This is a genomic window from Desulfofundulus salinus (genome assembly GCF_003627965.1).
GTDB classification, from domain to species: domain Bacteria; phylum Bacillota; class Desulfotomaculia; order Desulfotomaculales; family Desulfovirgulaceae; genus Desulfofundulus; species Desulfofundulus salinus.
This window is the reverse complement of record NZ_RBWE01000001.1, coordinates 216,868-236,365: the sequence shown is the minus strand read 5'-3', so window position 1 is coordinate 236,365 and position 19,498 is coordinate 216,868. Positions and strand designations below refer to the sequence as shown.

19 protein-coding genes are annotated in these 19,498 nt (G+C 56.6%); all 19 read right to left on the bottom strand.

The genetic code is table 11. The annotated features are described in order from the left end of the window. Window positions 1-128 precede the first annotated feature (128 nt). Entirely contained in the window at window positions 129-917 is a 789-nt protein-coding gene (locus D7024_RS01190) for a type II secretion system F family protein (protein WP_121450190.1), read from the bottom strand. After that, window positions 914-1,807, bottom strand: coding sequence for a type II secretion system F family protein (locus D7024_RS01185; protein WP_121450189.1), 894 nt, complete (start codon window positions 1,805-1,807; stop codon window positions 914-916). Before D7024_RS01185 ends, D7024_RS01190 begins: the two co-directional genes overlap by 4 nt. Further along, window positions 1,783-3,024 carry a TadA family conjugal transfer-associated ATPase gene (locus D7024_RS01180; protein WP_121450188.1) on the bottom strand — a complete coding sequence of 414 codons (1,242 nt, stop codon included), beginning with the start codon at window positions 3,022-3,024 and terminating at the stop codon, window positions 1,783-1,785. The genes D7024_RS01185 and D7024_RS01180 overlap by 25 nt, the downstream gene beginning before the upstream one ends. 12 nt (window positions 3,025-3,036) lie before the next feature. Continuing rightward, window positions 3,037-3,753 carry an SAF domain-containing protein gene (locus D7024_RS01175; RefSeq protein ID WP_121450187.1) on the bottom strand — a complete coding sequence of 239 codons (717 nt, stop codon included), beginning with the start codon at window positions 3,751-3,753 and terminating at the stop codon, window positions 3,037-3,039. A gap of 85 nt (window positions 3,754-3,838) precedes the next feature. Next, window positions 3,839-4,597, bottom strand: a complete 759-nt coding sequence (locus D7024_RS01170) for a hypothetical protein (protein ID WP_121450186.1) — start codon at window positions 4,595-4,597, stop codon at window positions 3,839-3,841. Next, a complete protein-coding gene (locus D7024_RS01165) occupies window positions 4,584-5,273 on the bottom strand; it encodes a pilus assembly protein TadG-related protein (protein WP_207666870.1) in 690 nt (229 codons plus the stop codon). Before D7024_RS01165 ends, D7024_RS01170 begins: the two co-directional genes overlap by 14 nt. Next, entirely contained in the window at window positions 5,270-5,644 is a 375-nt protein-coding gene (locus tag D7024_RS01160) for a TadE/TadG family type IV pilus assembly protein (RefSeq protein ID WP_165859223.1), read from the bottom strand. Before D7024_RS01160 ends, D7024_RS01165 begins: the two co-directional genes overlap by 4 nt. Window positions 5,645-5,690: 46 nt before the next feature. Next, window positions 5,691-6,107 carry a TadE/TadG family type IV pilus assembly protein gene (locus D7024_RS01155; RefSeq protein WP_121450183.1) on the bottom strand — a complete coding sequence of 139 codons (417 nt, stop codon included), beginning with the start codon at window positions 6,105-6,107 and terminating at the stop codon, window positions 5,691-5,693. Window positions 6,108-6,202: 95 nt separating this feature from the next. Next, window positions 6,203-11,011 carry a PKD domain-containing protein gene (locus D7024_RS14650; protein ID WP_165859222.1) on the bottom strand — a complete coding sequence of 1,603 codons (4,809 nt, stop codon included), beginning with the start codon at window positions 11,009-11,011 and terminating at the stop codon, window positions 6,203-6,205. 124 nt (window positions 11,012-11,135) lie between these two features. Next, window positions 11,136-12,083: a copper amine oxidase N-terminal domain-containing protein gene (locus tag D7024_RS01135; protein WP_165859221.1), complete on the bottom strand. Its 948-nt coding sequence runs from the start codon at window positions 12,081-12,083 to the stop codon at window positions 11,136-11,138. Window positions 12,084-12,089: 6 nt separating this feature from the next. Next, the gene (locus D7024_RS01130; RefSeq protein WP_121450179.1) at window positions 12,090-12,902 is read right to left on the bottom strand and encodes a hypothetical protein; all 813 of its coding nucleotides are present in this window, start codon (window positions 12,900-12,902) and stop codon (window positions 12,090-12,092) included. Next, window positions 12,902-13,378 (bottom strand): hypothetical protein, encoded by a 477-nt coding sequence (locus tag D7024_RS01125; protein ID WP_125185598.1) that lies wholly within the window; start codon window positions 13,376-13,378, stop codon window positions 12,902-12,904. Before D7024_RS01125 ends, D7024_RS01130 begins: the two co-directional genes overlap by 1 nt. A gap of 28 nt (window positions 13,379-13,406) precedes the next feature. Next, entirely contained in the window at window positions 13,407-15,563 is a 2,157-nt protein-coding gene (locus D7024_RS01120) for a PQQ-binding-like beta-propeller repeat protein (protein ID WP_207666869.1), read from the bottom strand. Window positions 15,564-15,764: 201 nt separating this feature from the next. Continuing rightward, the gene (locus tag D7024_RS15035; protein WP_243113812.1) at window positions 15,765-16,376 is read right to left on the bottom strand and encodes a copper amine oxidase N-terminal domain-containing protein; all 612 of its coding nucleotides are present in this window, start codon (window positions 16,374-16,376) and stop codon (window positions 15,765-15,767) included. A 287-nt stretch (window positions 16,377-16,663) separates the two neighbouring features. Continuing rightward, on the bottom strand, window positions 16,664-17,326 hold the full coding sequence (locus D7024_RS01110) for a hypothetical protein (protein WP_121450175.1): 663 nt from the start codon (window positions 17,324-17,326) through the stop codon (window positions 16,664-16,666). Then, window positions 17,319-17,741 carry a hypothetical protein gene (locus D7024_RS01105; RefSeq protein WP_121450174.1) on the bottom strand — a complete coding sequence of 141 codons (423 nt, stop codon included), beginning with the start codon at window positions 17,739-17,741 and terminating at the stop codon, window positions 17,319-17,321. The genes D7024_RS01110 and D7024_RS01105 overlap by 8 nt, the downstream gene beginning before the upstream one ends. 52 nt (window positions 17,742-17,793) lie before the next feature. After that, window positions 17,794-18,252, bottom strand: a complete 459-nt coding sequence (locus D7024_RS01100) for a prepilin peptidase (protein WP_121450173.1) — start codon at window positions 18,250-18,252, stop codon at window positions 17,794-17,796. A 213-nt stretch (window positions 18,253-18,465) separates the two neighbouring features. Continuing rightward, window positions 18,466-18,651 (bottom strand): Flp family type IVb pilin, encoded by a 186-nt coding sequence (locus D7024_RS01095; RefSeq protein WP_243113646.1) that lies wholly within the window; start codon window positions 18,649-18,651, stop codon window positions 18,466-18,468. Between the two features lie 20 nt (window positions 18,652-18,671). Next, window positions 18,672-19,487 carry a type II secretion system F family protein gene (locus D7024_RS01090; RefSeq protein WP_121450172.1) on the bottom strand — a complete coding sequence of 272 codons (816 nt, stop codon included), beginning with the start codon at window positions 19,485-19,487 and terminating at the stop codon, window positions 18,672-18,674. Window positions 19,488-19,498 lie beyond the last annotated feature (11 nt).

The following is a 19,498-nucleotide window of genomic DNA, read 5'->3' as shown; positions in this document are numbered from 1 at the left end:
CTGCGATAGCCTCCCTAATGTGTTTAGTTTAGTAAAAATCATCCGGGGGCCGCGTTTTAAAACGTCCTCAACCCTCCTTCCCTTGCGAAATACCCCCAAAAAAAAAGAACCCGCCGCGGCGGGTTTTCTCAGAAAGCCTTAAGCTTCTGGATGATATTTGAGTACATGGGAAGGACCCAGAGTATGATCAGGCTGAACATCAAAAGGCCGGGCAGAACGGAAAGAATCAACGGCTGCGCTTTGATTTTCCTTTTAATCTCCGTCACCCTGCGTTCGTAAGCCATGCTGGAGTAACGCTGCAATATTTCGTCCACGTCCATACCGGACCGTATCCCCTGGAGAACCACGCCGACAAAGTCCTGCACCTGGCGGAGCCCGCACCGGTGGGCGAAGTTTTCCAGCGCCTCGGCCATAGGGGCGATTTCAAGCTCCGCGCTCAAAATATGCATCTGTTTGGCCAGCTCTCCCTTTAAAGCATAGGGCACGATCTTGAGGGCCTGGTAAAGGTCCGCTGCCCGGGCGTATATCCTGACCATGTCCACCATGAGCGGAAACTCCCGGCCGATCTCTTCCTTCCGGGCTTTTTCCAGTCTGGCGAGCTGCCATTCGGGAAATTTATAGGCCAGAAAGGCCAGAAACAGAAGTGCCACACCTGCAAAGGGGGATTTCCAGATCGCCACTCCACCGGCGGCGGTCAGGACCAGCGCCCCCGCAAGCCGGAACGCCGTGAACAGTTCCGGCGAAACCTTTATGTTCAGGGTCTCCAGCCTGACACCGAGCTCTTTGAGTTTTTGAGGGGACGCCGCCAGGGAGCCGAACCCTTTCAGGACTTCCAGCGGACCGGGAAAATCCTCAAACCGCCTCAACAACCACGCCAGCAGTGCCAGAAACACCAGCACGCACGAAAGGGCCGTCATAGTTCTTCCACCACCCCTTTTCTGCGGGTAAGGTACCACGCTACATATTCGACGACCGCTACTGCTGATAGAACGACTTTCCCGGCCAGGCTTTCCGTGAGCACTTCCCTGGAGGTGGGGGAAAACACCCAGATTGCCGCCGCCGCTAAAGGCACCAGGAACAAAAAGAGGTTGATGGTCATGCTCTGGCCCCTTGTCTCCGCCTTCAGTTCGTCCCGCAGGAGCAGGCGGTTGCGGATGGTTTCGGCGATGTGTTTGATCACCTGCGACGTGTCAGTGCCGTAGTGCTCCGACAGGGACACCCCCTGGACGAACAGTTCTATGTCCCGGTTGTCGGCTCGCTCCGCGAAGTCTCTCAGGGCGGCTCCCAGGTCCTTCCCGGCGTTGTACTCCGTTACCACCCGCTGGAGTTCTTCCTTCAGGGGGGAGGCGGTGCCCTGGCTCACCTTCCTGAGCGAGTCCACCAGGTCTCCGGTAACCTGGTAGAGCCCTGCCAGCATTTGCAGGGCAACCTCGGCCTGTTCGTCTATTACCGCTTTGCGTTTCCGGTATAACACGTCAACCTGGCCGTGGGCAAAGGCCAGGGTCAGGACGAAGGATATAACCGCCAGAAACGGGTTTTTGAGCACGATGAGGGACACCGCCGCCAGGAAGACTCCCACCGCACCAACCAGGAAAAGAAAAGTGCGGTAGCCAATCCTTACGCCCAGCCGGTGCAGCTTCCACCCGGTATCCTTTTTCCCTCCCGGGGCAAGGAACATGGCCTCGCTTTCGGCTTCCGCCCGGGCCAGCAGGCCCCTCACTCCGGAGACAACCGGGTTTTCTTTCTTAAGCGCAATGTGCCAGGCCAGAGCTGCCGCGGCGATCAAAGCGCATGCAACGCCAAGCATGTTTTACCCCCTTCCGGCTTTTTCCCGAAGGGAGCGATGGCGGGAAGGGGCTCACCCAGGAGGTTTTCCCGCATACGCTCAAGGGTTGCGTCGCTAAGCCTCCCCACGGCCACGTGATTTGCGCCTGCGTAGTCGTACCGGTAGATGTCGTTGAATACGGGCCGGCCTCCTTCGCTCATCACCTCAGTCACGTGGGTAATCCTTCGTTTGCCGTCGGGAAACTTTTTTATGAACACGGTTATGTCCACCGTCTCGGCAATCTGGGCGATCAGGTCTTCGGCGGTCATGCCGCCCACCCGGATCATAGCCCTGACCAACCGGTGTATGGCTTCCATTTTGCCGAAGTTGGTATGAAGCGATGTGAGGCTTCCCTCGTGGCCCGTGCCCATGGCCTGGAGGAGCTCGAAAGCCTCGGCCCCCCGCACCTCTCCCAGGATGATCCGGTTGGGCCTCATGCGTAAGGAGTTTACCATTAATTCGTATATGCTGGCCTTTTCGCACGCTTCGAGGGACACCACGTGGGGGTGGTCCAGGGCCAGTTCCCGGGTGTCTTCAATAACAATGAGCCTTTCATTCTCTGGAATGTAGCTGGCCAGGAGCCGGAGAAAAGTCGTTTTACCGGAACCGGTGGCCCCGCACACGATGATGTTCAGCTTGCCCCTGACGGCGTACCGGAAGAAACCGGCCATTTCCCGGTTCATGTATCCCTGGGCTATCAGGTCTTCCTCGGAGAAATAGTTGACCACGAACCTCCTGATGGTGACCACCGGGTTGGGCGCCGAAGGCGGGACCACTGCGTTCACCCGCGACCCGTCGGGGAGTCGGGCGTCTACCAAAGGTTTGTTGAAGTTCACCCGGCGGCCGCACCGGTGCACTATACGGTGGACAAACGCCAGCAGTTCCTCGTCGCTTTCGAACTCCACATCAACCCGCTCCATTTTCTTGCCGGCACGTTCGACCCAGATCTCATTCCTTTTGTTGATCATTATCTCGTTGACGTCCGGCTCTTCCAGGAACCGTTCCACCGGCCCGAGGCCGATAAGGTAGGAGATGACTTCCTTTTCAAGAGCAAGGTCCTCCCGTCCCACTAGGTCTCTGATTTCCTTCCTGATGACCCCCTCCTGTCTTGTGCGGTCCTCGCAGTCCTGCAGGAACAGGTCGCCGTATTTTTTTACCACGCGGTACCTGACCTGCTTTAGAATGTCGCGGAATTCCAACCAGCATCCCCCCTACTGTTGTTTTTGCGGCCCGCTTTCAGCCGTAACAATTTCTCCCTCTCCCTGGAATACCAGTTTGGGGTGTTCCGGCAGGAGATAAAAAGCCTTTGATTTGACCTTCGCATACAACAGATCAGCCACCATGTTGCGCGGCACGGCGATGGTGATGGTGGAGGCGTTGTCCGGCACGGCCTGCTTCATCACCTGCACCTGCCCCAGTACGGGAACGGGTTTGTCGGTACCGATCACCTTGAGCTTCTTGCCGACAATGCGGGCTTCGGTGTCCATAACGGCCACCGCCGTGACGGTATCCCCTTCCTTTATACCCTTGGGCCAGCGGGCTTCTTCCGAATTGAAGCCGACGTACGTCTCGTCGGGCTGGAGGTAGCTGAAAGCCCCCGTCGCCTTATCTGGGTCCTGCACCAGCCGGTCTGCGATGAGCTGTTCCCCGGGGTATAACGGCGAGGCGGCATATTTTCCTACAGCCGCATCAAGTGACCTGACGGCTTTGGGGTTGAGGTCGCCGGCTAATACCGTGCCCTCCTTGAGTGCATCTTTCTGGATCTGTTCCCCCGGCCGGACTTCTTTGGTCACCATGACCACCTTGACGGGACGGTAAATCAGGTGAAAGGTAGCGTAGAGCGAGAAGGCGGCGGCCAGGCTCAACAGCACGGCCACCCAGAAGGAAGTATTTTTCTTTTTGAGACTGAGCTTCGGCAGTTTAGACAATTCAACATTCCCCTCCCTTTTTTTAGTTTTGTTCGGCTACTCGGATGCGGCCAGGGCCGACGAGAAGTTGATCAGGCTGCACACCTCAAGGCTCAACGGGCACCACCTCCAGCATTTCCCGCACGTTGTGGGTGCTCCGGGTCTTACCGTCTTTCGTCCAGATCATGATGGGAACCGGACCTCTCCACCGGAAGCGGGAGATTTCCCCGGTATAACCCATGCCTTTGAGTGTCCGTTCCGTTTCAACCGGGTCACCCTGCGCGAGGACAGGTTGCCATCCCTTCCCTGCCGGATCCCTGTTGATTAATTGCTTTAAGGCTTCCCGGCAGGCGGGACACTCCGGGGAAAATAGAAGGACGGGTTTAAGGGCCGTATCGAGTTTGATGGTTTTCCCGTCCTGTGCGGCCGCAATGTACCTGCCGAACATTTCTTGCCCCGGGCCGCCCTGCCCCGGAACCGGACCCCAGAACATCACGGCGGCGATCAAGGCCGGAACCAGCACCCCGCTCACTACCCGGAGCCTGTATTCCCTCGCTGCCATGGATGAGGTCACCACGCCGGCAGCCAGGAGCATGTCCGCCTGAATGCACGTGGAACACCGGCCCGCAATTGATTGCAGGACCAGGGAAACCGCCACCAGGGCAGCTCCGAGTATTACTGCTTTCAGGTGCTGTTTCGATGAGACGAACCCGGCGCACAAAGCGCTCCCCAGGACGGCTCCGGCAGTCACCACGTCCGGGGAGCCTTTGATGGCGAGAAATATTGAGGCCGCCACGAAAAAGCTCCCGCTGATTAACTTTTGCAAGGGCACCATCCTTTCTTCCGGTTGATTAATTGCACGCATCTTCCGCCGCCCGGTGCCACCTCCCGTTGAGGTCGTAATAAAACGTCCCTCCCTGGCCGCACCTGTTTGCGGAAATGTAATCGAAATTACCCGGCGCGAACCTGTCCAGGAAGTTCAGCGCCAGGGTCTTCACCCGGCCGAAAGTCCTGACGACGACGGACGGGTAGTAAGGGCTGTTCCTGTCGTCGTAGACGGTTATTCCCGTTATCCTCGCGTCACCCCCCTCAGCAGCGTCCATTTCCGGCGGGCGGTTGAGCTCGAACATGGCTTCGGCAGCCGTTATCGCATTGGATCCCCTGAACTCCACCCAGCGATCCAGTATGGTGTAGGAGCACCCGCCGCAGTCGCAGCAGTATTTTGCCCATCCGCCGTTGTCGATGAGGTCTCTTTCCAGGCCCGAGACTACAGTCGTGCCGCAGGGTTCACAGCAGGGATCGCATTCTTCATCCCCGCAGCAGGTGGTGTACTCGCCCATGTCTATCTCCAGGGTAACGTAACGGTCGGCGGTCATTGCCGCGGCCAGGGCGGCCGCGTCGTCCGCCGTCTGAAGTTTCTCCGAGGCCACCTTGTACCGGGCGAAGTCAAGGGCGATGGCCGCCAGGGTGAAAGCCACGGCCACCACCATGGCGACTATGGGCAGTATGCTCCCCCGTTCGTCACTCAACAGTTTGCTCATGTGAAATCCCACCATCCGAATGTGGCCTCACTTCTCAAGGTTACTTCATCAAGACTGCCTTTACCGGCCAGGGCGGGAAAGTTCCGGGAGAAAAGGGGCGCCCGGTAGGTTACCACGCAGGTCACCAGCCGCTTGTTACTCCCGCTGTCCGGATAGAATTCCACCGACAACCGCTCAGGCTTGAGGCCCCATACCCAGGCCACCTCCAGGGCTTTCATGTAGCCGGCATATTCGCTCCCGGTCAGGGCCGCTTCACGGGCCCCCTCGCGGCATACCTTGTTTATGTTGGCATAGTCGTTCAGCACGCCCCAGAGGGTCATCATCCCCAGGAACAAGATGACCAGCACCAGGGATGCAGCGGCGAACTCCACCAGGATCACCCCTTTTGCATCACCGTGAAGTTGTTTACGACCACGGTCAGTTGAATTCGTAAGGGTTCCTGAACCTGTACTCAATGACACACCCCGCCTTCCGCTGAATTTTTATGGGGCCGTTCCACCCGCCCCCTCCGAGCAGTTTGGGCAGGCCCGGGTAGAAGTTTTTCATGGACAGGCTCGCCTGTGCCCGGGCCGTGTCCCCATCCCTCCAGACGATCACGTCCATTCCGTCTATTGCAATGGAAGCCGTTCTGAGGTGCTTAATGGCCTGGTCGCGGGACTCCCGGGCGTCCCCTGTTACGGCCAGGTGGTGGGCGGCCATGCGTGCTGCCTGAGCGGCCACCGAGCTGTTGTAAAGCCAAAGGCCGAAAACGAGCAGGAAAACAATCAATGTAATGAAAAGCGGCGCGACCAGGCCGAATTCAACCACTATCGAGCCCCGTTCGTCGCGGTTCATCAAGAGGATACTCCCGTTCCTTCTCTTTCGAATATGGCATCACCCCCATAAAAAAGACCCCTCCTCTTGAAAAAGAGAGGAGGGGTTTTGCATGATTACCAGGAGATGGTCCTGATGATCAACCTTCTCAGGATGTGTCCTTTGATCTCTAACTGCATCACGTCTTCCTTAGCCGCGCCGCTGCGGTATCCGACCACTTTGACCAGGTAGAACCCGTCGTCCGGCCAGCGGCCCCGCACCGTGCGCTCCGGTATCGTATAAGTGTAGTACCAGGTTTTGTCCCCCGGGTTGTAGGTCATCCAGGCTTCGCGGGAGGACCAACCCGGCGGCAGGGCGGCACTGCCGTCGGGTTTCTGCGGCAGGGGGATGATCACCTTCATGCTGTCTACGGACACCGGTTGGCCATCCGAGGGCCTTACGGCAGACGCCTTGATAGTGACGTTCCTGCCCCTCTCGCCGGGATTGGGCTCGATACTTCCGTGCACCTCAAAACCTTCCCTGACCTCTACGGTCAGCACCGCCGGGGTGGAGCACGCTCCCCGGGAGTCCTCCACCACCAGTTCGAACTGCCACTGGCCTACCTGGTCATCCCGCGGCACTATGCTGAACTTCAGGAAATCCGCAGCTCCCCTGATCTGGGTGTACGGCCCCACCCAGTCGCCCCCGGGCGGTTTGTAGCGCCAGTAAGCTCTCCTGACGTAGTCACCCGGGTCGGGGTCGTAGGAAGAAGTGCCGTTCACCGTCAGGGTTTCCCCGGCATAGACCGGGCTCCGGGCAGTCATGCGGGCCACCGGTGGCCGGTTGGGCAGGCGGTCTTCGACAGTCACGGTACCTGTATACGGGTCGCTCCAGAGACCGTGCTCGTCTTTCACCTTCAGGGTCACCCGGTAGGACCCGGGGTTGGCCCAGGACAGGGTGAGGTTTTTAGTGTAGTATTTGCTCTCGGTGGGTACCTGGGGAGCCGTCCACTCGCCGCTCCACAGGTTCTGGTAATTGCTTGAAGTGGTCAGGTAAAGACCCCTCGGTGTTACCGTTTGGCCGTTTATTGTTACCTGGTACGCCTCCACATAGGTCGGGCTCCAGATAACGCTGCCGTCCGTGGTCAGCCGTACCTTCAGCTTCGTAATATTGCCGAACGATGCGGCGTTGACCACAACATCATAACTACCGGAGTAACGGGCCATCTGTACCCAGGACGAGCCGTTCCAGCCGTACAGGTAGCCGTAGTCGTAGTTCGATTCACTGTTCCCGCGCAAACGGACTTCGGTGATGCGGTTACTGCTGGTTCCCCCCACGATAGTCCATTCCCAGGCCACGATTCTATCCCCGTCCGGATCCGTGGAAAGGTCGACCAGGGTAACTGTTTCGTTCTTGCCTGCCGGGTTGGGGCTGGCCTCGAAATATGCCCGGGGTTTGCGGTTCTGCACGTTTATGGACCTGTACGCCCAGTCGGACCAGGCGCCCAGTGCATCCTGGACGCGCAGCCGCACGTCCATCGTCCCCGGTTCGGTAATTGCTGCCGGTGGCTTGCTATCCGTGATCCACTTCCCTCCGTTGACCCGGTACTGCCACTCCCACGTCCTTATCCCCTTCTTGCCTTCCGGGTCGGTATACTGGAGGTCGGGGTCGTAGGACTGGTCGGTAAAGACTATGGTCTGTCCCACAACCGGGTTTGAGTTGGAAACCGTGAACGCTGCCACCGGCCTCCTGTGGACGTAGATCTTCATCTCCGCCCACTGGGACCACTTGCGCCCGGCGTCCGGGTCGTTCCAGTAGGGCGAGTTGGGTGGCTGGTCCTGGATGCGGTATTTGACGGTGTAGGTTCCAGGTTTAGAGAAAGAAGTGAGGGGTTGGCTGAAAGTTTTGCCATGAACGTCCGTGTTCAAGCCCCAGGAATTTGACAAGGTGTAACCCATAATAGTGTTGGGATCGTGGTAATACTGCCAGACCCGGGCTATTATGGCATCTGATTCCCGGTCGTTTTCTGTTGACGTGGTAATAAACTTTTGATTCACCAGAACCACGTTGGCCAGCATATCTCTTTGACCCAGCAAGTCGATAATGTAGTTGGCTATCTCGTTAAGATCGGAAGCTGCATCGTTTATAGTAAAGACTATATCCCTGCCGATTTCACTGACCAGCTGGTTGCATTGGCTGTAGTTTGCGGCACCTGCTTCAGCTATTAACCCTATGCTGTTATTCTTCATATAACTTACAAATTGTGCCTTCTGGCTATAATCCTGGAATGTAGCATTGTTCATCAAGACCAGGAATCGGGTGACACCAGACCGCCAGGGCGTTCCCTGGGAAACCTCCTGCAACTTGCCCAGCGTAGGAGGGTAGTTCAGCGTATAGGTTAGTTCCCAGGTACCGGAATGGCTGCCGTAAACCCTTATCGTATCTGCATCTTCTTGGGTTAAGGTGCGATAGGGAGTTCTCCCGTCGGTGTTGGTTTTGACCAGTTCTACTTTGCCGTCATAGAAGTCCCATATCTGGGTGGAGTTATAACCCTGATCCCATGCAACGTAGTACCTTACGTGAATGACCCCATTGGCGTCCACCCAGATGGTACGGTAAGAATCATCGTGGCCACACCTGAAATTGGTTACAATTTGCCCGTTGTTATCCACGGTGACGCCGTAGCCATAACCATGGCCGTCGGCGTGGAGGTCGATGTCGTTGCCTCCGTAGGAAACCGTCTTTAAGGCCAGTACGTAATTACCACTTTGATCTCGCCGCTCCACATGGAAGCCGCCGCCGTTGCGCTGGACGTATACCTTATAAATGGGAGCAGTCGGGTCGCCTATAAGGTAAATATAGTAATCTGATTGATCTACCCGGGTGACACTGCCCGTACTCATGGCATCGTTTTGATAGGCTCTGGCGTCAATGCCGTATTCCGCCAGCTTCCCCAAGAAGCCGGGCAGGTTGGCGTTAAAGGCATTGAGGTAATCCCTCTTGTTATCGATTTGCCCCAAAACAAAAAGGATGTCTGCTTTAGGCTCGGGACGACTGGTGCCAATGCTCACGTATGGCGGCAGGTTTTGGACGGTTATCACGCATTCATTATTGGGTTTGGAGCTGGTATCCGCCTGGAGGCCGGGGTTCCATTTGCCCCAACCGTACCATTCCTCCTGGATCTTAAGAGTCAATTTGTACCGGCCTGTCTGGTAAAAGACCAGCTTGGGATTGGGATCGTTGTTGGAGCTCTGGAGGATGCGGGCACTCTTATTGGTATCGGCGGCCGAAATGATTTCATCCGCGCTATCCCCGAAAACCCCATTATTGTTCTTATCGTAAATCAGGGTCCAGGTCCGACGGAAGATACGGTCTTCAAAGGCGTCCGGCACGGGCAATTGCGACTGATCATAAACGGTGAGGCTGAAATTATCCACCGTATTGCGCACCGCGCCGATTGATACCCAGAAGTCCGCCACCGGCGGCTGGTCGGACAAAACCTCCACGATTTCCTCTGCCCACTCCGACTTGTTGCCGCCGGAGTCCGTCACCCGCAGCCTCACCTTCCAGGTGCCAGGTGAGTCGAACATCTGATTGGGCGGCGGCGGGTTAGCCGGGTACCGCTGCACTCCCGACCACTTCAACGAACCGTTAGGCCTGATAATCTGCCACTCGTTCTGATCGAGCAAGATCGTCCGGCCTCCGCCGGCCGTACTCCCGTCACCGCTGATGGTCACCTCCCGGCCCGCCAGTATGCGCGTGGGACTAACCGATATGTTGGCAACCGGCGGCGCTGCGGCCACCACCACCGACTTGGTCTTGCTGTCGCTGTCGCCGTCCTGGTCGGTGACGGTAAGGGTGATTTTGTACGTCCCGGCCACGGGCCAGCTCACGCTCACCGTTTTACCCGTCTTGGTGCCAACGCCCTCGATGACCCACGTCCACGAAACGATGCGCTCGCCGTACTCCTCCCCGGGGTGCTCGGAAGCGTCCCGCAGGGTGACGCTCTCGTTCTCCTCCGGGTTTGGGTTGGAGACCGTGAAGTCCGCCACGGGCTCCATGTCCGGCGGAGGCGGAGGTGGTGGCGGCGGCGGTGGATCCGGCGGATCCGGCGGGTCCAGCGGATCAGGCGGAGGCGGCACCGGGTCCGTTACCACCTGCAGGGTCCTGGTTATTTCCGTGCTCCGTCCAACCCCGTCGGTCACCTTTAAACGCAGTGTAATGGTACTCCCGGGGGACTTGGTCACCTGGTAGCTGACTGAATCGCTGAAACTGCTGGAGTTCAGGCTGTTGCTTTTCAGCTTCTGGCTGTCCGCGTAAAATTCGTAGGATATCTTGTTCCTCCAGTCGGAAGACGTGACGTAGGACGTCCCCCTGATCGGTATGCTTACCGTGTCGCCCTGCCGGGCCTGCGTCGGCCCGCCAATGAAGGCCGTAGGGTTCTGGGTGATCCCGATGATCACCTTGTACTGGGACTTGTCCCAGCTGACGTCACTCGTACCGCAGAGGTCCGCCAGGTCGCGGATGTGAATCCTCTTGGCGGTGTACCCCTCGGCGGTGATAATGTTCCCCAGGCCCCACAGGTGAGAGTTGACGAAATCCGGGTTGCCGTTCAGTTCTTCCGCCCAGTCGGATATGAGCGACCATTTGAGCATTACGTAGCCTTCTGCCAAAGGGGAGCCAGCCTTCTCGAAGTACATCCCCTTGCCAAGAGTAGTACCGCTCCTGGAGTAGATGTCAGCAAGTTTTATGTAATTATAGTTGCCGGATTGGACGTACTTAGCATTGTCTCCTTTTGTGATATAGGCTCCCTTACCACTTCCTATAGGCAGGTCGCTCTTGTCATCGTCCACGTAGGCCCAGGCTACAGGGACCAGGGGTAGAAAGATTGTCACAAGCATGACTAGGATCATGGCCAGGGACACATAGCGTTTAACGAGACGCATTCATCTCACCTCTTTCTCCCTCCCTTTTGTACGGGGGGTGAAAAACTTCTTCACCTAACCACCCCCTTTCAGTTGTTTCCCCCCAAAAAAGATAAAGCCGCCTTCCAGGCGGCACTCTACATCTCTAACTTTTATAGATCATGATTTCAATCGAATCGCTTCCATGTACCCTGACTTTCTGCCCATTGGGCGCCATAAAAAATGTTGCAGGCGTGCTGTCCCTCCAGCTCTTATGCTGGCGCGCACAACTCATAACCTCGCTCGCGAATCGGGTTCCGAATTTGCTCGCCAGGATCGCTTCGGCCTGGTCGAAAGCCTCCAGGGTTCCCGGGTTATAGGGGTCGTCCGGTAGAGAGATATATAATGCCAACTCTCTATTGTCAATATAACCCAGTTTATAGTAAAACGCCATTGTCAAACCTGCTCTAGTCCTGTAAGCTTGGTCCATGAGCCCTCTGGATTCTTCCCTATCAATCAACTCTCCCTGCGGGTCCGGCAGCTTGTAGCCCACTTCCGTCCACTTCCAGCCGCGAAGGCTCTGGCTTATCCGGTTCACGTCCGGCTTGGACTCACCCCTGGGCCAGCATACGACCCAGTTCCTGGACCGGTCCCACTCGACCTGGTAACCCAGGGCCTCGGCCACCCAGCGGGCGGGCAGGTACGTCCGCCCGTTGCGTACCAGCGGGGCCACGTCCATCTGCCCAGCCTGGCCGCCGGTTTTTATTCGCTTGCTGCCAATACTCAACTCAATCGCGGGATGCCCCGGCTGACTCAGCGTGATCAGACCGGACTTTGCGTCCCAGGTTATGTACCTGTCTTCCACCCCCAGGGCATTGGCCAGATAACGCAAGGGTACGTAAGTCCTGCCGCTTGCCACGAACGGGGCGGCGTCTATCTTAACCCCTACCGGTGAATTCCCCAAAAAGTATTCCTTGATTCCCACTGCAAATACAGCAGACTTTGCAGGGTTTCCGTCTCCCTGCACTCCTGCTCCTTCCTGGGCTACGGCAGGGGCAGTGGAAATCGACAGGGCCAGGAGAAGGCCGGTTAGTAGAATGGTCAGTTTACGCATTAGCATTCACGCTCCTTTGCTATTGATAGTTTTTCTTGGTTCAACAGCTCCGGGGACCGTTGAATCATTCAACGAAAGGGTGTTTTTAATCGCCTTAATTTTCCCTTCATACACTTCATCCCCGTAACCAGGGGATATCCAGTTGAACACCTTTCTGTGAGCTTCTATTTTTTGCAATAACTCCAGGGACTTTTCTTTATCTCTTTCCACAATCTCAAGGAAATCAAGATTTACAAATTCGATTTTAATAACCTCGTCTAGACCGACCCATATCTGTTTTTCCGGGTTATCCGCGTCCCCGATCAGAAACGCTGTTTTCCCATTCCAGTTGTAACGGAGGCATTCTCCCTCCACCTTGTGACCCTCTTTCAGATGAATAACCACGTTCGGCCGCAATCCGGCCTTGCGGTATGCAATCAGCGTTTCCAACAGCGAATCACCCGGTTTTACCTTTATTACTGCCCCGCGTTGGTCCCACGGCCTGCCGCTCACCCTGAACAACTCTATCAATCCTAAAATAAACGCCACCATATACTCGAACGAAAACATTATTAACATGGCCTCGGGGCTCGGCTTCGCCTGCACGACCCCGCTGGCGGCCATGATTGTATTCACGAAGCGCTCGAAAATGCCGGAACGACCGGTGATCTGCAGCGCTCCCATGGTCCCGAAAACTATTACGAACACACCGGAACCGATAATCAAAGCATCCGACATGGATCGCTCCGCCCGTCGCCGCCCGGCTATGCCCAGTGCTACATTACCCGGAACATATACCATCAACAAAAACAAAAGCACTGCAAGAGTCAGCCCGGCCACTAACGGCACCACCTCTCAAAATCAATTTCACCTCGCCGGATCTCGCTCCACGACAGGTCTACCCATTCGTTTCGACGCTCTCGTACTAAATCCTTCCATACCAGGTAAGCAAGGTAAAAGACAACAACGGCAAGATGGGAAACCAGCAACCATCCGCCCACCGTTAGTGCTCTAACAACAAAAGCCGGCTCCCACCCGTCCTGCCATGCCGCAAGAAGCACAGCCGCCAGATACAAACCGTAACCGGTCCAGATTGCAACGTCAGGCAGGATTATGCATTCTCCATGCAAGATATCAAAATAGAGACGCGGACGGCCTTTTTTCAGCTCGACGATTTTCTTTTTAAAGTAAATAGCGAGAACTTTAAACGTCATCTTGTTTACCGTCACCTCCTTCTTTTCGCAAAATGGTACCAATACAGGTAGGAACTCAGCAACAGACGGAAACTCTCCTGAAAAACGATAGGGCCGGGTCACCCCCGGCCCCGCCGTTCCCCCTTCGTTCCTAATCCCCAATCAACTCAGCATGGATCTTACTGTCTTTCGGCGGCAGCTGTACCACCTCCACCCTAACCGTGGTTTCAGCCACGTTGTCCGGCGGGTAGGCGTCCTCCCAGGAGCTGTCGGCCGGCCACGCTTCCGCGCGGAACCTGTACGTCCCCGGGGTGGACGTGGTGAAGGTGTAAATCGTCCTCTCGCTGTCCCCCGGCCCGAGCCGCACCGTCTTCGTTACAGGCCCGCCCGGACCGCTCACCGTGAACCTCACCGGTATTTCGCTGCCGTTGTTGTCCTTCCTGGTCGCCCTGCCGGTTACGATTATTTTCACGTCCCTCCCGGGAATCGTCTTCCAGACCGTCTTGGCGGGCAGGAGGGTGGCCTTGACGTCGTGGAGGCCCTCAACCTCGATATTGACGGACACCAGGTTGTTCTTCTCGGTCAGTTCGGGATAGTACCGCACCAGCTTCGGGTTCATGATGTCCGGGTAGAACGTGTTCAAGGCGGCGACCAGCTTCTTCGAGCCCGGCTGGGCCGTCCAGTCGAACTTGACCGTCACCGTGTCACCCTGCTTGTTGAGAGAGATAACCTGCTGCTTGTTGCCCTCGTAAACCTGCAGCGGTGCGCCCGTTTCGTCCTTTAAACTCGCTTTATTGATTGCGTCGCCGATTACGTGGAACGCCGCCACGGGTATTTTGTCCAATGGCCACTCAATACCGGGGTCCTGTTTGTACTTGAAGACCACGGTGGCGGTGTATTTTTGCCCCACTTTAGCCTTCTGGCCCTTGGGCACGCCGGAGTCGATGGAAACAGCCTCCAGGTCGATGGGGATGGCGCTCCAGGCGTATATGCCCTCGTTTGTCGTGACCACCAGGTGGTCGTGGGCTACGGAGATCTCGCCGGAAACACCGGCGGCGTAGGACCCGCCGCTGCTGGACACGGGCAGGTTGATGTACCCGTATTTCTCACCGGTGCCCGCGTCCAGCAAGGCCATCGCCGGGGAGGATTTGCCGGGAATGCCGCGCGTACCTTCAAGGACAATGCTGCCGTATCCGTTGACCGCCCAGACCGCCGGGGCCGTTTGAGCCCGGGAGTCGAAATTCGCAACCCACATCGTCTTCCCGGTGTTGCGGTCGACGGCGATCACCCTGCCTTCGGAGTTTACGTCACCCGAGCTGGTGCCGCCCACTGCCGGGAAGAAGACCGTACCCGGGAGCAGGGCCGGGGAGCGGTTGGAGAAGGTGCCGGCGACAGCGGTGTTCACCCACACGCCTTTCAGCGCCCGCGTGTCGTAGCAGTACACCCGGCTCCGGCAGTCCCCGAAGTACAGCTTCGTGCGGTCCCCGCTGACCGAGAAGCTGGCCACCAGGCCGGAGGGGAGGTCGATTGTTCTGAATGGGTCTTTGCCCTTTAAATGCACTTTTCCGTTGTTCTCACTCAGGATATCGTTAAATTTGTAGATTGCCAGCTTGCCGCTGTATAGCCCCTGATCCACGCCCACGGCTAAACCGTCGGACCCGTCGGCGAGCTTCACGATGCTCGGCGTGGACGATGTGCGGCCGGGAAGCGCAAGATAACCCGTGGTTATTTCTCCCGTACTGACTACCCCATCGTCTTTTAATTTATCCAGGCCTAACCAGAGCACTATCCGGCCTGTATCGCCAGCGGTAGTGATTACGACCAGGTGGCCACACCAGTTGTATACCACCGGGGCAGAGACCACGTCGTGAATCAGTTTCGACCAGTCGCGGAACACTTCCTTCGGGTGGTCGAAGTCCGTAACGTCGAACACCTGGAGCCAGGCCCCGCCCACTGCGCTGTCATGCTCGGTGCCGATGAATACCAGCTTCCTGCCGTTGAGATCCACCAGCGTCGGGTGGCTCTTGGTCGGGCCGTCACCCTTCAGGGGCAGGGACCAGACCGGCGGGTTGGGCTGCCATTTCCCGTCGGGCTTGGCCTGTTTGGAAACAAACCCGCACAGGGCTTTTCCTATTGCCGCGATGACCACCGGGCGGTCCTTGCCGAAATAGTCCCCGTCCAGGATCAACGGCTGGGAGTAGGAAGTTTCGGGCGGGTTCTGGAAGGCGTACCAGGCGGGCCACATCACCGGGAAGTTAGTATTGTCCCCCACCCTGGTGTGGTAGTCGTCGAATCCGAAGGTGGTCACGTCCTTCCACAAACCCCATCCGGACGTCGTCGCCGCGAGCGCCGGAAACGCCGAAGCAAACAAAAACACCAGAATCAGAAATACGACGAGAATCCTGCGCACGTGCATTCCCCCTTTGCTCTCCTCAAGTTTTTCTTTCAAAAAATAAAAACGTCAGGCGATTAAGCCTGATCGTTCCTTTCTTCCGGCATTCCCCAATTGCTACCGGTTGAAGGGGTTATAGCCACCTGTCCAGAACACGCCGTCAGTGACTATGCTGGGCACATAATTGTAGCTGACTTTCTGGAACTCCTGGCCGGGGTCGTAGTCCCGGGAACTGATGACCACCGTCCAGGTCTCGCTTTCCCACCTGACGTTGTACCCCAATCCTTCGCTGATGAACCTCACCGGGACGAAGGTGCGTCCGGACTTCACCAGCGGGGCCACGTCCATCTGCTTCTCCATACCGTTGACGTAGGCGGCCTTCCTGCCGACGTACATGACCACCTTCAGGCCGTCCTTCTCGGCGGTCACTTTCTGGTTTTTACCGTCCCAGTCCACCCTGCAACCCAGCGCTTCCGCTATGAACCGGTAGGGCACGAAGGTGCGCCCGTCCTTTATGAACGGCGCAACGTCGGGCCGGATCTCATTCCCGTTCACAACGATGGTGATGGGTTTAGCAACACCACCCGAATCCCCGCCTCCATAGACGGGCACAGAACCGTCAATGAAACCTCTATCAACCCCGTGCGTCGCATTGTCTAAATTAGATGGGCCGCTGTTAGGGTCATACTGCGTTTCCGCCCACGCAAAAGTAGTAAAGCCCAGGAGCATTAGAGCCGTAACAAACAATACAGCCAGTTTCCGCATAAGACCTCTCCTTTCTGGAAGGTTTATTCCGTTAGTTTCCTATACCGGGCGCATGCCCGGCACGAAGATCACGAAGAGCGCCAGCATGATGATGAACCAGAAAAATTTCAGCAGACTAACATCACTCCTTTTTTTAAGGTATTAGACGTAGGAATGGAAACTTTTGTTCCAGGGACCACTACCTTCTGGAATATTATAGCATGAGCGGGGTAAAAACAGCTCCCAAATACGAAAAACCCGGCGGGGCCGGGCTAATGCCGGGGAAGAGGAACCAGCTTACTGCCACCCTGGTTTCTTTTTTTTCTCCCAACTAACTCAATAGCAACAACTTCCGCATTTATAGGCACGACTATTTTCCCACAATCTGCTATTATTGAAATTTCCCGCGGTTCGGTAAATGTATAAGCGCAGCATTCCCCTTCAACCTTCACCCCATTTTTCAAGTATATGGTTACCCAAGGAGCCTCGTTTCTTTTGCGGAACTCAAGCATCTCTATATCCAGGGCCGAACTGGGCGTTATCCTTGGTTTTTTATTGGCGAACAAGCCCATTTCGGCAACGCGCCTGAATCCAACCCCAAACCCTGCGGCCAACATATATATCTCAAGGCAACTCAAGGATAAGTAGAAAAAAGCAAGCTCGTTCCATTCGAGAAGCCACAACAGACCTTCTTTATTTACGTAAAGAAGGGCGCTTAAGAACAGCAGAGCATCACTATATCCTCCAGAAAAGTAGCAAACCACTAACGTCAGAACTATCCCGGAAGCAGCCAGGATTATCCCGCAAACAAAAGATTCCCATAGATACGCGGCGATATTTTTGCCCCGAAATGTCCTGTTGACCCACACGTAAATCAAGCCGGGCATAAAAACGTACCAGAACCAGAAAAGGGAAAGAGTATCCGGCTTAATCATCCCGGACACCGTCCCCGAAGAATATACAACCGTGCTTCAGCTCTTTCCTGGTCAAAAAACCATATTCCCCAAACCCGACTTTCTTTAGTAATTTAACCATAAAAATCCTCACCAACTCCGCAAACTTCAGTAGCAGGCTTATCCAGCTTAATGCCAGGTACGGGGCCAAACAATATAACGTTACCGGAATGAACATGCAAAGGAAAGTTATAATAACCTTCCCTGGAAGATCCGGCATACCACCGCGGAGTAATGTGGTGTAATATAACGCCGTTTTCAAGGTTATGATGAACGCCCAAGGAGGCAACGTTAAACCGTAAAAGATCAGGGCTAAGACATATCCCAGCGAGTTTTCCCTTAACCGAAAGACGTAGCGGTCTATCGCCGCTTGTCTTTCTCTAAGTTCTTTCCACATTTTCATGCCAACTCCTTTCTACACAACAGCCCCGCACCATCGCTTTTCACTCTCATACTCCCAGCACTTTCAACCCCACCGCCAGCGGACCCATCAACACCGCCAGGGGTACCGCCCCGCCGGGCATTCTCCCCACCAGGACCATCAGGAAGGCCGCCGGACGGCCCGTACCGCGCCAGGCTTTAAGGCCGCCCCATATGGCGAAGATGGCGGACGCCAGGGCCACCCCGTACAGCACCGGTAGGGGTCCCAGGAAAAGCGCCAGCCCCGGGGCAAGTTTCATGTCCCCGCCCCCTATCCAGCCGAACATCCAGCATAAAAACATTGCCACGAACACTACCAGGGCACCGACAAGGTAATCATACCTCCCCAGCCATAAATCCAGGAGCACACCGCCGAGGATAGTCGGATACGTCAACCAGTTCGGGATGGTCATTTCCCACCTGGCGTCCATATAAGCCGCCGCAAGAGCTACGACGGCGGCAATGATGACCGGAAACTCAATCGACATTCAATAATTCCCCCTGTCTTTAAAAAGTTCCCAAAAGCTGTATGCGGCCGCAATGGTTAAAGTGATAATCGAGCAAAAAACGCCATATGCGAGCAGGGCCAGCCCGACGTAGAAGGCCCGGTCGGTGTGTTCCGCGGCTAATCGTTCCGTAGTATGACCCCCTTCCATAACCTTCCAAAAGAATCCCCGGGTTTGGTAACCCGGGGATCTTGACTAGCCCGTGCTGTCCAGGGCTTCCTTGACCCTATTGAACTTGTTCACCAGGGCAACGCCCAGAGCGGTGAGAGCCGCAATGCATACCACCGCCACCAGGGCCAGGATCAGGCCGTACTCGGCAATTCCGCCCCCCGACTGGTCGCGGTGAAACTTGCTCGCCAGGGTTTTAATTTTTTTCAGCACCAGATATCACCTCCTTTAACTTAATTGCCCAGGGCAGCTATCAGGTGCCAGATGACCGGGAAACCCACCAGGATTAGCATGGGGAACAGGATGAACATGATGATCGGGAAGATGATCTTGACCCCCAGTTCCCCGGCCACCCGCTGGGCTTCGTAACGGCGGAGGATCTGCATCTGGGCGGCGTGCTGCTTCACCGTTTCAGCCAGGGGTGAGCCGTAACGCTGGGCCTGCTCGATGACCCTCACCAGGGCGGTCAACTCGTCCACCCCGCACCGGGCGGCCATCTCCGCCAGGGCGTCAGTGCGTCTTTTCCCTACGGCCATATCGCGGCAGACACGCTGAATCTCGGCCCCCAGCTCCCCCTTCAGCGAGGAGGCCACCTGTTCCAGGGCGGTCAGGATGTCCGCCCCGGCGGCCAGCGCCGTGGAAAACATGATGGAGAAGTCCGGCAGGTCCCGCCTGATGGCGGCCACCCGGCTTTTCACCCGGTTGTTGAGCCACCAGCCGGGCAGGAACCAGAGCGCCAGCGCCGGGACGACCCCCCAGTATATGTCCAGGAATCCTAGTAAAGCCGGCGGGACGAACAGGGCCATGCAGGCCAGGGGAAGGGCTATACGCAAACCCGCAAACACCTCCGGCCGTATGTCCAGGTTCGCCTGGACGATTTTCCTTTCCAGCAGGGTGCGGGAATCGCCGGAAGAGAACCTTTTCCCCGTACGGGCCAGCAGTTCCTCCGCCCTCTCCCGGGCGTCTTCCGAAAAAAGAGACGGCTTCTTCAACATTAAAACGGCTATACCCGCCGACGCCAGCAGGGCCGCCGTCAGGCGCAAATCCAAAGTTTATCCCT

Coding starts and splice junctions, on each gene's coding strand:
- D7024_RS14650 (WP_165859222.1), bottom strand. CDS start 11,011: ATGCGTCTCGTTAAACGCTATGTGTCCCTGGCCATGATCCTAGTCATG.
- D7024_RS01185 (WP_121450189.1), bottom strand. CDS start 1,807: ATGCTTGGCGTTGCATGCGCTTTGATCGCCGCGGCAGCTCTGGCCTGG.
- D7024_RS01110 (WP_121450175.1), bottom strand. CDS start 17,326: ATGATTAAGCCGGATACTCTTTCCCTTTTCTGGTTCTGGTACGTTTTT.
- D7024_RS01165 (WP_207666870.1), bottom strand. CDS start 5,273: ATGAGCAAACTGTTGAGTGACGAACGGGGGAGCATACTGCCCATAGTC.
- D7024_RS01155 (WP_121450183.1), bottom strand. CDS start 6,107: ATGAACCGCGACGAACGGGGCTCGATAGTGGTTGAATTCGGCCTGGTC.
- D7024_RS01135 (WP_165859221.1), bottom strand. CDS start 12,083: ATGCGTAAACTGACCATTCTACTAACCGGCCTTCTCCTGGCCCTGTCG.
- D7024_RS01190 (WP_121450190.1), bottom strand. CDS start 917: ATGACGGCCCTTTCGTGCGTGCTGGTGTTTCTGGCACTGCTGGCGTGG.
- D7024_RS01170 (WP_121450186.1), bottom strand. CDS start 4,597: ATGCGTGCAATTAATCAACCGGAAGAAAGGATGGTGCCCTTGCAAAAG.
- D7024_RS01100 (WP_121450173.1), bottom strand. CDS start 18,252: ATGTCGATTGAGTTTCCGGTCATCATTGCCGCCGTCGTAGCTCTTGCG.
- D7024_RS15035 (WP_243113812.1), bottom strand. CDS start 16,376: ATGCTCCTGGGCTTTACTACTTTTGCGTGGGCGGAAACGCAGTATGAC.
- D7024_RS01105 (WP_121450174.1), bottom strand. CDS start 17,741: ATGTGGAAAGAACTTAGAGAAAGACAAGCGGCGATAGACCGCTACGTC.